The sequence below is a fragment of the Streptomyces sp. NPDC012637 genome, assembly GCF_042954805.1.
In the GTDB taxonomy this organism is placed as follows: Bacteria; Actinomycetota; Actinomycetes; order Streptomycetales; family Streptomycetaceae; genus Streptomyces.
Map to the genome: position 1 here is coordinate 1,753,680 of NZ_JBIBDS010000001.1, position 12,053 is coordinate 1,765,732.

Genomic DNA, 12,053 nt, shown 5'->3' on the forward strand with positions numbered 1-12,053 from the left:
TCACACCTCCCACAGGGTCACGGCCCAGGCCGCGACCGGACTGTTGTTGAGGACGAGCACGAGGTCGCCCGGGGCCAGTTCGCCGCTCGCGAGGAGCGCGTCGAGGTTGAGCACCACGTCCATGGCGCCCAGGTGGCCGTACGCGGCCAGGTGCTCGCCGCACACGGGGTGGACGGAGAGGCCGAGCAGGGTCTCGTAGAACTGGTACGCGCTCGCGGTGACGTTCTGCATGAGCGTCGTGGCGACGGCGCCCTTGTCGACGCCCGCGTCCGCGAGCACCTCGTCGACCATCCGGGAGAGCCGCATCCGGCTGTTCATGGCCAGCTCGAAGCGGTACCGGTCGGGCGAGGCGCACTCCTCGCGCCACTCGTAGTACGGCACCTGCTTGTAGTCGACCCGGAACAGGTCGTGGAAGGTGCCGTCGGTCTCCTGGCGGTGCGCCCGCAGGACCGGCCGGCCGCCGCGGACCAGGGTCATCGCGTAGGCGCCGTCGCCGATCACGGTGACCGGGTACCGGACCCGGTCGAGGCCGGTGGGCCGGCTGCCGTGGGCGATGAGGACGCTCTGCCGGGACGGGTCGGCGAGCAGCAGGTCACGGCCGAGGGCCCAGGCGGCGCTGGAGCCCGTGCAGCCGAGCCCGTCGAGGGTGAACGCGAACGTGCCGTCGAGCTTCGCCTCGGCCTGGACGCGGCAGGCGTCCGAGCCGAGCAGCACGTCGGGGGCGCGCGGTCCGACCAGCACCAGGGTGTCGGGGCGGGCGGAGCCGCCGGCCGCGTCCGGTCGGTCGAGCAGTCCGCGTACGGCCCGGGCGGCCAGGTCGCCGGCGGTGGTGTCCTCCAGGACGCCGACCGTCCCGATGCCGCTGCCGCGGGCGAACTCCGCCTCTTCCGGAGTGAGTCCGGCGAACTCGGGGAGCTCGTCGAGTGGCGTGCGGACGGTGGGCAGGACGGTGTGGACGGCGCCGATGCCGATGGTGGTGTCGTGGCTCATGACCACACCGCCAGGGCGTGCTTGCCGAGCAGCAGCTGGCTGATCTCGTTGCTGCCCTCGATGATCTCCATCAGCTTGGCGTCCCGGTAGGCGCGGGCCACCGGACCGCCGTCCTGGGCGCCGGCCGAGGCCAGGACCTGGACGGCGGCCGCCGCGCCGCGGGCGGCGTGCCCGGCGGCGAGGTGCTTGGCGGTGACGGCGGAGGTGACGAGCTCGGGGCTGTTCTCGTCCCAGCAGCGGCTGGCCTGCTCGCAGCAGCGGGCCGAGGCCTCCTGGGCGACGTGCAGTTCGGCCAGGTGCCGGGCGACCAGCTGGTGGTCGGCCAGCGGCGCGCCGAACTGCTGCCGGGTGGCGGCGTGGGAGGCGGCGGCCCGCAGGCAGGCCCGCAGGATGCCGACGCAGCCCCAGGCCACCGAGACCCGGCCGAAGGTGAGCGCGGAGGTCACCAGCCAGTCGACGGGGAGCCCGGCGCCGCCGAGGAGGCGGTCAGCGGGCAGCCGTACCCCGTCGAAGGTCACGTTGGCGTGGCCGGCGGCCCGGCAGCCCATGGGGTCGGCGACGCGCTCCACGGTCACGCCGGGCGCGTCCGTGGGGACGACCACCGCGCCCGCCCCGGCGCCGTGGCGGCCGAAGACGACGAGGAGGTCGGCGTAGGCGGCCACCGTGATCCAGGCCTTGTGGCCGTCGACGACGACCGTGTCGCCCTCGGTGCGGATCGTGGTGGTCATCGCGCCGAGGTCGCTGCCGGCGCCGGGCTCGCTGAACGCGACCCCGGCGAGCCGGCCGGAGGTGAGCTCGCCCAGGTGGACGGCCTTCTGCTCGTCGGTGCCGAGGCGCTCGATCGTCCAGGCGGCCATGCCCTGGGAGGTCATCACGCTGCGGACGGAGGAGCACAGGGCACCCACGTGGGCGGTGAGTTCGCCGTTGTCGGCACTGCTCAGACCGAGTCCGCCGTACGGGGCGGGGACCTGGGCGCACAGGACGCCCTTGCCGCCGAGTTCGCGCAGCAGCCCGAGCGGCAGCTCGCCCGCGCGGTCCCAGGCGTCGGCCCGGTCGCCGATCAGCTCGCCGGTCAGCTGCTCCGCCTCGGCGCGGGCGGAGAGCACCGTGGTCGGCTCACTCATCGCCGCCGCCTCGCAGGCGCAGTACCAGGGCGGTCATCGCGTCGACGCTGCGGAAGTTGTCGAGCGTGAGGTCGGACCCGCCGACCTGGACCCCGAAGGACTGCTCGACGTGCACGAGCAGCTCCATCGCGAACAGGGAGGTGACGAGGCCGGTGGAGAAGAGATCGACGTCGGCGGCGACCTCGGTCTTGGTGCGCTGCTCCAGGAACGCGGTCAGCGTCTCGCGGATGGCGGCGGTGTCCTGCTGGGTGGTGGGGGTGCTCATGACGTGCTTCCTCCGTATACGAAGAATCCGCGGCCGGTCTTGCGGCCGAAGTCGCCGGCGGCGACCTTTTCCAGGAGCAGGGCGCAGGGCTCGTAGCCCGCGTCTCCGGTGCGCTCGTGCAGGACGCGCAGGGAGTCGACCACGTTGTCGAGGCCGATGAGGTCGGCGGTGGCGAGCGGTCCTGTGGTGTGGCCGAGGCAGCCCTCGAAGGCGGCGTCGACGGACGCCGGGTCGGCCACGCCGTCGGCGACGATCCGGGCGGCCTCGTTGATCATGCGCTGCAGGATCCGGTTGATCACGAAGCCGGGTCCGTCGCCGACGACGACCCCGTGCTGGCCCAGGGCCTCCAGGAGCTCGCGGGCGGCGTCGACGGCGGCCTCGCCGCTGCGCGGCCCGCGGATCAGCTCCGAGGTGTGGATCAGGTAGGGCGGGTTCATGAAGTGGATGCCGACCAGGTCCTCGGGCCGGGCCACCGAGTCGGCCTGCTCGTCGATCGGCACGGCCGAGGTGTTGGAGATCAGCAGGGTGCCGGGAGCGACCACGGCCGAGGCCTCCGCGAGCACCTTCGCCTTGAGCGGGGCGAGTTCGGTGACGGCCTCGACGACGGCGGTCGCCCCGGCGATGTCCTCGATGCGGGTGGTGGTGACCAGTTCGCCGGTGGCGCCCTCGCGCGGCAGCTTGCCCATCATGCGGGCCAGGCGCAGCTGGCCGGTGGCCGCGGTCCGGGCCTTGGCGAGGATGTCCTCGGAGACGTCCACGAGGATCACGTCGATGCCGCGGCCCAGGGCCAGGGTGGTGATGCCGGTGCCCATGACGCCGGCGCCGATGATCGCGAGCCGGTGCCCGGCCGTGGTGGCCCCGTGGCCGGTGCGGGTCGGGTTGTCGCTCACTTCTCCCCCTCGTTGTCGCCGCGCGCGCCCTCGGCCGCCAGGGCCGGGAGCAGCGAGCCGATGTCGTCCGTGCGGTGGGCCAGGAAGGCCAGGCCGCTCCGCAGCTGCTCGCCGGTGACCAGCGGGGACAGTCCGGCCTTGCGCAGCCAGGGCTGCCAGGCGCGGGCCTGGACGCCGGCCTCGTCCAGCTCGTGTCCCTCCATCTCGTAGAGGGCGGTCGCGGAGAGCACCTTGCTGCCGGTCTGCTGCGCGCGCTCCGCGACGAGCCGCTGCCACTCGGTCAGGGGCACGGTGCGGGTGGGCAGGCCGGCCTCCTCCAGGGCCTCGAACAGGTCCTCCAGGCTCGGCGAGATCTCGTCGACCAGGTGGTAGGCGCGGCCCACCGACTTGCTGGACAGGGCGAGTTCGGCGACCGCGCGGGCCAGCACGTCGACCGGGGAGACCGGCATGCCGCGGTCGTCGACCGGGCGGGCGCCGACGACCAGGCCGCTGGCGAGCAGGAACCAGATGAGGTCCTTGTCGTTGCAGGCGCCGGTCTTGCTGGAGGCCATGATCAGGCCGGGGCGGAACACCCGTACCCGCATGCCGTCCTGGTCGGCGCGCTCCAGGATGCGCTCGCCGACCCACTTGCTGACGCCGTAGCCGCCGAGCTGCGGGTCGAGCGGCTGCTCGCGGGTCTCCATCAGCATCCCGTCGGTACCGGCGGGCGCGGTGGCGGCGACGGTGGAGATGAAGCTGATGTCGCGGATGCCGAGCGGGCGCATCCAGTTCAGCAGGCCGACCAGCGGCAGGATGTTGTCGTCGCGCAGCATGCGGTACGGCTCGGTGAAGACGACCTTGGCGGCACAGTGCAGGACGTGGCCGACGCGGGTGGCGAGCTCGCCGTCGCGGTAGGTCTCGCAGACCCGGGCGATGTCGCGCAGGTCGCCGGGGACGGCGTGGACCCGCTCCGGGTCGGGCTCGGCCAGACCGAACTTGGCGGCGGTGGCCTTGAGCCTGGCCATGCCCTCGGCCTCGTCGGCGGCGCGGACGACGCAGTAGACGCGGCCCTTCGACGCGCGGACGAGCTCGTCGAGGAGGAAGGCGCCGAGGTAGCCGGTGGCGCCGGTGAGCAGCACGTCCTTGCCGGGCGCGGTCTTCTTCGCGAGCGGCTCCAGGGCGATCTGGAGGTCGGCGTCGACGAGCGCGCCGTCGCCGTCGGCGGCCGGGTCGACCTCCTCGTCGCCGAGTCCGGCGCCGTTCAGGAGACCCTCGACGATGGTGGTGAGGCGGCGGACGGTGGCCTGGCTGCCGCCGGCCCGGTGGATGTTGACCAGCACGCCGAAGCGCTGCTGGATCTCCAGGACCAGCTGGACGGAGAGCAGCGAGGTGCCGCCGAGGGCGGCGAACTCGTCGTCGAGACCGATGGTCTCGTGCCCGAACAGGTCCTTCCAGAGCTGCACGAGGCCGGCCTCGACGCTGCCCTCGGCCGCGCTGGACGTCTCGCCGGTGCCGGTGGCGGCGGGCGCCGCGGCGACCGGGCCGTCGTAGGTGAGCCGGTCGAGGGCCCAGTGGCGCTTGCGGGTGAAGGGGTACGTCGGCAGGGCGAGCCGGCGGCCGCTGCGGCCGGCGAGCGCGGACCAGTCCGTCTCGGCGCCGTGCAGCCAGGCGGTGGTCACCGCGTCGTCGAGGAGGTCGGCGAGGGTGTCCTCGTCGAGCGGGGCGGCGGGGTCGGGCAGCGCGACGACGTGGCGGTCCCGGGCGGGCTCGCCGTGGCCGACGTACAGCGGGAACCGGCCCTCGGGAAGGGTGTCCTGAGCCGTCAGCGGGTCGCCGAGCCCGGGCAGTGCGGCGCGCAGTGCGGCGAGCAGCGCGGCCGGCGGCTGCGGGGCGTCCGGGGCGGGCAGGACGAGCACGGGGCGGCGGCCCGCGGCGCGCTCGGTGCGCACGGCCGGCGGGCGCGGCATCCGCAGGGCGGCGGCGAGGCGCTCGCGGGGGGCGGTCACGACACGCCGCTCGTCGAAGGAGGCGCGGCCCACGCGCAGGGTGTGGGCGACGTCCTCGGCGGCGATGCCGCCCTCGTCGAGGGCGTCGGCGAGCCGGCGGCAGGCCTGGTCGAGCTCGGCGCGGGTGCGGGCCGAGAGCACGAGGCGTACGGTGGCGCGGCTCGGCGCGGCGGGGCGTACCGGCTCCGGCGGGGCGGCGAGCACGATGGCGGCGTTGGTGCCGCCGACGCCCATGGAGTTCACCAGGACGTGCCGGTCGGTGTCGGTGCAGTCCTCGCCCGTGGTGGTGACGAAGAACGGGCTCTCGTCGAGGATGCCCGGGTCGCGCGGCCGCTCGAAGGTCGGGTGCGGCGGGATCTTGCCGGTACGGGCGACGTGCACGGCCTTGATGAAGCCGGCGATGCCGGCGGCGGGGCCGGTGTGCCCGATGTTGGACATGACCGAGCCGAGCGCGCAGTAGGCGGTCTTGTCGGTGGTGGCGCGGAACGCCCGGTTGAGCGCGATGAGTTCGATGTTGTCGCCGACCGGGGTGGCGGTGCCGTGCGCCTCGACGTAGCGCAGCTTGTCGGCGCTGACGCCCGCGGTGCCGAGGGCGGCGGCCACGACGTCGGCGACGCCGCGCGGGCTGGGCGCGATGAAGCCGAGCCGGTCGCCGCCGTCGTTGCCGACGGCGCTGCCGCGGATCACGGCGAGCACGTTGTCGCCGTCGGCGAGGGCGTCGTCGAGGCGGCGCAGGGCGACGACCCCGACGCCGGAGCTGTAGGTGGTGCCGGTCGAACTGGCGTCGAAGGAGCGGCAGTAGCCGTCCTCGGAGAGCACGCCGCCGGGCTGGTGGCGGTAGCCGCGGAACGGTTCGAGGACCGTGGCCCCGCCGGCCAGGGCGATGTCGCACTCGCCGGAGAGCAGGCTGAGCGTGGCGTAGTGGACGCCGTACAGCGAGGAGGAGCAGCCGGTCTGGAGGCTGACGGCGGGGCCGCGCAGGCCCAGCTTGTAGGCGGCGCGGGAGGTCATGAAGTCGGCCTGTCCGCCGACGGTGAGCTCCAGGTCGTCGACGGCCGCGCGCAGCCCCTGCTCGCGGGCCTTCGCGGCGAGCAGGGCGGCGGAGTAGTTGCCGGCGGCGCTGCCGGCGAAGACGCCCACCACGGGCCCGTCCTTGCGGACGGGGTGTCCGGCGGTCTCGAGCGCCTCCCAGCAGGCCTCCAGGAAGATCCGCTGCTGCGGGTCGATGGTCTCGGCCTCGCGCGGCGGGTAGCCGAAGAACTCGGAGGCGAAGTCCTCGACGCCGGGCAGCGAGGTGGCGACGCGGACGAAGGCCGGGTCGGCCAGCATCTCGTCGGTGACGCCGGCGGCCTTGAGCTGCTCGGGCGACATCTCGCGCATGGAGACGACGCCGCGGTCGATGTTGCGCCAGAACTCCTCGGGAGTGGTGGCGTCGGGATAGCGAAGGCCGATGCCGATGACGGCGATGTCGGTGCTGTTGGTCATGGTGGGGGTTCCCTCGCTCACTCGGAGATCTGGTCGCGGCGGGCGCGGCCGATCAGGCCGCCGCGGTTGCGGGCGCCGAGCTCGGTCAGCTCCTCCTCGGCGCCCGAGGTGTCCGCGAGGAGGGCGACCTGGGCCTTGACGGTGCTGTGCTGGAACAGGTCGGAGACCTTGAGGGTGCGCTCCGTCAGCGGGTCCAGCTCCTCCCACAGCATGATCAGGAGCAGAGAACTGCCGCCCGCCTCCAGGAAGTTGACGTCGTCGGGCACCTGGTCGACGCCGTCCAGGTCGAGGGTGTCGGCCCAGGCCTGCCGGACCCGGGCGAGCAGCTCGGTCTCGGTGAGCGGGGTCGTGGCCACGGTGTTGTTCACGAAGTGCTCCTGGTGATGGGGTGGGAGTCGGGGTCGGCCGCGAGGTCTTCGGCGGCGGCGACCACGTCGGTGAGCAGGGCCTGGGCCGTGTCCCGGGTGAAGAGGTTGACGGCGTACGCCAGGCAGAGGTCCAGCCGGTCGTCCGCTGCCTCGGTGGCGACGAGTTCGAGCTCGTACTTGATGTGCAGCGGTTCCAGCGGAAGGAATCGGGCGGTGGTGTCGTCGGTCAGGACGGCGGGGCCGGTGGCGCCGCTCTGGGCGCTGAGGAACACCGGCGTGAGGGCGGGGCGGCTGAGGTCGCGGTCGCTGTGCAGCTCGTTGGCGAGGACGTCGAGCGCGACGTCGGCGTGGCGGTAGGAGACGGAACAGCTCTCCCTGACCCGGCCGAGCAGCTCGCGCCAGGTCGGTTCGCCGCGCAGGTCGATGCGGAGGATCAGGGTGTTCACGAACATCCCGATCGCCCCGGCCGCGGCCGGCTCCTCGCGCCCGGCCCACGGGAAGGCGAAGAGGAAGTCCCGCTGGCTGCCGCGCCGGGCCAGCGCCACCGCGAGCAGCGCCGCGGTGGTCATGAAGAGGGTGCATCCGACGACGTCGGCGGCGACGGCGCGCAACCGGGCGGCGGTCCCGGCGGGCAGCCGCTCGGTGAGCAGGGTCGCGTCGGTGGACTGGAGTTCGGCCCGCGGCCAGTCGTGGGGCAGCGCGATGTCGTTGGGCGCGCCGCGCAGGTGCTCCAGGAGGCCGGCGGCCCGCTCGGCCTCCTGCGCCGGGGTCACCGGCGTCGCGGGACCGAGCGCCGCGGGGTGGACGGGCTCTCCGAGGTCGGGGGCGGTGCCGTCGGACAGGGCGCGGTAGGCCGTGCCGATCTCGGCGAGCAGCAGGTCGCGGGACCAGCCGTCGGCGACGATGTGGTGGACGACCAGGGCGAGCACGGTCCGCTCGGGGCCGAGGGCGAGGATCTCCGCGCGGGCGGGGGCCTCCTGTCCGAGGTCCATGGGTGCCCAGCACAGCCGGGAGAGCCGGTTGCGCAGGGTGTCGGGGTGCCAGTCGGCGGCGTCGGTGACCTCGGCGGGTGCCGGGGTGGCGGTGGTGCGGTAGCACACGTGGCGCTTGCGCCGGTCGAGGCAGAACACCGAGGAGAGGGCGGGATGCCGGGAGAGGACCAGGTCCACTGCCCGGCGCAGCACGTCGTGGTCCACGGGCCCGCCGTACTCGACGAGCGTGGGGATCAGGTACGCGGCGCGCAGCGACGGCAGCCGGTCCAGGAACCAGAAGCGCTGCTGCACCGGGGAGGCCGGGTGGGCCTCCGCGTCGGCGGCGGGCACCGGGGCGGGCCGCTCGGGCGCGTCCGGCGCTGCCTCGGCGTCCTCGGCGGCGGCCCGCGCCTCGGTGAGGAGGCGGGCGAGACCGGCGACCGTCGGGTCCGGCAGGAAGACGCGCGGCGAGACGACGAGTCCGTGCCGGCGCTTGGCCTCGGCGAGCATGGTGACCGCGAGCAGCGAGTGACCGCCGAGCGCGAAGAAGTCGGAGCCGGGGGCGAGTTCGGCCGCTGCGGGGGCGGGGCCGAGCCCGCCGCGCTGGGCGAGGGCGGAGACGAAGAGCTCCGCGGCCTCGGCCTCGGGGCCGGTGAGCGGCGCGCCGGCCGCGGCGGGAGTGCCCGTGGCCTGGACGGCGGCCCGCGCGGCGGGCGGCGCGGGCTCGGGCGGCAGGTCACCGGCGGCCGGCTGGCCGGGCAGCTCCGGCAGCTCGGCCAGCGGCGCGTCCGGGTCCCCGACGGCGGCGTCGAGCAGGGCGGCCAGGCCCCCGGCGAGGTCCCGCGCGGTGGCGGCGGCGTACAGCTCGGTGTCGTACTCGATCGTGACGGCGAGGCCCTCGGGGCCGTCCTCCAGGATCAGCAGCAGGTCGAACTTCGCGGTGCCGGTGCCGAGGACCGCGGGCGCGGTCCAGCCGGTGCGGCCGGCCCGGGGCACCGGCGCGTTCTGGTACACGAAGCCGACGTCGACCAGCGGCCTGCGGCCGGTGCCGTGCGCGGCGCCGACGGCGGCGGTCAGCCGGTCGAAGGGCACGCGCTGGTACGACAGCGAGCGGAAGGCCTCCTTGCGGGTGGCCGCGCACAGGTCGCGGAAGGAGCCCGCGGTGTCGACCCGGCAGTGCAGCGGCACGTTGTTGACGAAGAAGCCGACCGCCTCCTCCAGGCCGGGGTGGTCCCGGTTGGCGGTCATCGTGCCGAGCAGGAAGTCGCTCCGGCCCGACCAGCGCCGCAGCACGGCCTGGACGGCGGCGGTGAGCACGACGTACGGCGTGACGCGCAGCGAGCGGGCGAGTTCGGTGATCCCGGCGCGGACCGGCGGCGGGACGGTGAGGGTGTGCTGGGCGCCGGACCGGCTGCCGTCCGGCGCGGCCGGCCGGTCGGCGCGGCCCGCCAGGTGGAGGCCGGGGGCGACGCGCAGCAGCTCGGCGACCCGCTGGTCCAGGCTCCGTACGGCCGCGGGGTCGTTCTCCGCGCCGCGCTCGAGGGCCGCGAAGTCGGCGTAACGGGTGGGGAGTCCGGGCAGCTCCGCCGGGTCGCCGGCGACCGCCGCCTCGTAGGCGCGGGCCAGGTCGTCGAAGAGCGGGGCCAGCGACCAGCCGTCCACCGCGATGTGGTGGATGGCGAGCAGCACCGCGTCGCCGTCGGGCAGGCCCTGCCACAGCGTGCAGCGGAGCAACGGGCCGGCCGTGAGGTCGAAGGGCGCGCGGCCGCGCTCCGCGGCCTCCCGCTCGGCGCGGGCGGCCGCGCCGGGCGCGCCGGTGAGGTCGACGACCTCGACGGGCACCGGCTCGGCGGGGAGGACCTCCTGCACCGGGCCGCCGTCGGCCAGCCGGTAGACGGTGCGCAGCGGCTCGTGCCGTGCGGTGACCGCCTCCAGGGCGAGGGAGAGGGCCTTGGGGTCGAGCGGTCCCCGGGCGCGGAAGAACAGCGGGACGTTGTAGGTCGGGTTGCCGGGCGCGGCGGCGTCGGCGAACCAGAGCCGCTCCTGCGCGAAGGAGAGCGGCGCGGGACGGTTTCCGGTCACGGGGCGGCCACCAGGGAGGTCGAGGCCACGTGGGCGGCCAGCTCTTCGAGGCTGTCGGTCAGCAGCACGGCACCGGCGTCGATGCGCACGTCGAGCCGCTGCTGCACGCGTACGGCGACCTGCATGGCGAGGATGGAGTTGCCGCCCAGGTCGATGAAGTTGGCGGAGGGGGCGACGGTCTCGGCGCCGAGCACGTCCTGCCAGACGGTCCGGAGCACGGCGATCACCGGGTCGTGGGCGGACCCGGCACCGGCGTCCGACCCGGCGTCGGCCCCGGACGGGGCGGGTTCCGCCGGGGTCGCGGCCGGCGCGTCGAGCAGCCGCAGCAGCTGGTTGCGGTCGGCCTTGCCGGTCGAGCCGAACGGCACCCGGTCGAGCACCAGCCACCGCGACGGGAGCATGTAGCTCGGCAGCGTCTCGCCGAGGCGCCGGTTGAGGGCGCCGGGCAGCTCCTCGCGGCTCAGCCCCGCGGCCCCCTCGGGCGAGGGCAGGACGAAGCCGACGAGCGAGGCGGCGGGGCCCTCGCCGGTCTTCTCGACGAAGGCGGCGTCGGCGAGGCCGCAGGCCATCGCGGTCCGCTCGATCTCCTCGAGTTCGATCCGGAAGCCGCGCAGCTTGACCTGCCGGTCGGTGCGCCCGAAGAGCTCGACGGCGCCGCTCGGCAGCAGTCGGCCGGTGTCTCCGGTGCGGTAGATCCGTTCGCCGGTCGCGGGCAGGGTGACGAAACGTTCCGCCGTGAGCTCGGGGCGGGCCAGGTAGCCGAGGGCGACACCCGGGCCGCCGACGCACAGCTCACCCGTCCCGCCCGCCGGCACCTCGCCGAGCTCGGCGTCCAGGAGGTGCAGGGAGGTCTCCTGGAGCGGGAAGCCGACCGGCACCCGGTCGAGCCCGGCCAGGCTCTCGTCCGTGCAGTCGAAGTACGCGGCGAAGGTCGTCGTCTCCGTCGGGCCGTAGCCGTTGACCAGCCGGCCGGGCGGTTCCGCCGCCAGGACCCGGCGCACCGCGGCCAGTTCCAGCTGCTCGCCGCCGACCACGACGGTCCCGACGGTGCCGAAGGCGTCGGCGCTCTCGCGCGCCACGGTGTGGAAGAGGGAGGTGGTGAGGAACATGTGGTCGATCCGCTCGGTGCGGATCAGCGCGGCCCACTCGTCCATGGCCAGCTCGGTCACGGACGGGAAGACCACGACGGTCGCACCGCCGCACAGCGCGTTCCACAGCTCGAAGGTGGTGGCGTCGAAGGCCGGGTTGGCGGAGCTCGCCACCCGGTCGCCCGCCTCCACGGTGCAGAACAGCGCGTTGAGGGCGAGCCGCAGCACGGCCCGGTGGGGCACGACGACGCCCTTGGGGCGCCCGGTGGACCCCGAGGTGAAGTTCACGTACGCCGGGGCCTCGCGGTCCCCGGACACCTCGGGAACGGGCAGACCGGGGTCGCGCCCGGGCAGGTCGAGCGGTGTGACGCCCTCGGGCAGCCAGGCCGGCAGTCCGGCCCAGCGGCCCGGGGCGGCCCCGGCCGCACCCGGGGCGCGGACGATCACTCCCGAGCCGGACTCGGCGACGATGTCGGCGAGCCGGCTGGTGGGGGCGAGACCGTCCAGGGGGAGGTAGGCGGCGCCGCAGCGCAGGATGCCGAGGAAGGTGACGACCAGGTCGAACGAGCGGTCCTGGGCGACCGGCACGAGATCGCCCGGACGGACCCCGCGGTGCGCCAGCTCGGCGGCCAGCCAGCCGGCGCGCTGCCACAGCTCCCGGTACGAGAGCTCCCGACCCTCCGCCGGATCGCGTACGGCACAGGCTTCAGGCTGTCGCTCGACCCACCGTGCCACGACCTCGTGCACGCTGACTGCCGCCATTTCCTACCCCTCCTCTGAATTCGAAATGAACTGCGCGTAAAGC

The 12,053-nt window shown here is 74.8% G+C and carries 8 protein-coding genes; all 8 read right to left on the minus strand.

What is annotated here, in order from left to right:
* Genes ACFY8W_RS07840 through ACFY8W_RS07875 form a run of 8 tightly spaced genes read right to left on the minus strand, consistent with a single transcriptional unit; the run spans position 1 to position 12,010 of the window.
* Positions 1–990 (minus strand): 3-oxoacyl-ACP synthase, encoded by a 990-nt coding sequence (locus ACFY8W_RS07840; RefSeq protein ID WP_391101513.1) that lies wholly within the window; start codon positions 988–990, stop codon positions 1–3.
* Positions 987–2,114 carry an acyl-CoA dehydrogenase family protein gene (locus ACFY8W_RS07845; RefSeq protein WP_391101516.1) on the minus strand — a complete coding sequence of 376 codons (1,128 nt, stop codon included), beginning with the start codon at positions 2,112–2,114 and terminating at the stop codon, positions 987–989. Before ACFY8W_RS07845 ends, ACFY8W_RS07840 begins: the two co-directional genes overlap by 4 nt.
* The gene (locus ACFY8W_RS07850; protein ID WP_391101518.1) at positions 2,107–2,379 is read right to left on the minus strand and encodes a phosphopantetheine-binding protein; all 273 of its coding nucleotides are present in this window, start codon (positions 2,377–2,379) and stop codon (positions 2,107–2,109) included. The genes ACFY8W_RS07845 and ACFY8W_RS07850 overlap by 8 nt, the downstream gene beginning before the upstream one ends.
* Positions 2,376–3,269 carry a 3-hydroxyacyl-CoA dehydrogenase NAD-binding domain-containing protein gene (locus tag ACFY8W_RS07855; RefSeq protein ID WP_391101521.1) on the minus strand — a complete coding sequence of 298 codons (894 nt, stop codon included), beginning with the start codon at positions 3,267–3,269 and terminating at the stop codon, positions 2,376–2,378. The genes ACFY8W_RS07850 and ACFY8W_RS07855 overlap by 4 nt, the downstream gene beginning before the upstream one ends.
* Entirely contained in the window at positions 3,266–6,739 is a 3,474-nt protein-coding gene (locus ACFY8W_RS07860) for a thioester reductase domain-containing protein (protein ID WP_391101524.1), read from the minus strand. Before ACFY8W_RS07860 ends, ACFY8W_RS07855 begins: the two co-directional genes overlap by 4 nt.
* A gap of 17 nt (positions 6,740–6,756) precedes the next feature.
* A complete protein-coding gene (locus ACFY8W_RS07865) occupies positions 6,757–7,107 on the minus strand; it encodes a phosphopantetheine-binding protein (RefSeq protein ID WP_391101525.1) in 351 nt (116 codons plus the stop codon).
* Complete coding sequence (locus tag ACFY8W_RS07870; RefSeq protein WP_391101527.1) at positions 7,104–10,160, minus strand: condensation domain-containing protein; 3,057 nt, start codon at positions 10,158–10,160, stop codon at positions 7,104–7,106. Before ACFY8W_RS07870 ends, ACFY8W_RS07865 begins: the two co-directional genes overlap by 4 nt.
* The gene (locus ACFY8W_RS07875) at positions 10,157–12,010 is read right to left on the minus strand and encodes an amino acid adenylation domain-containing protein (protein ID WP_391101530.1); all 1,854 of its coding nucleotides are present in this window, start codon (positions 12,008–12,010) and stop codon (positions 10,157–10,159) included. The genes ACFY8W_RS07870 and ACFY8W_RS07875 overlap by 4 nt, the downstream gene beginning before the upstream one ends.
* Positions 12,011–12,053 lie beyond the last annotated feature (43 nt).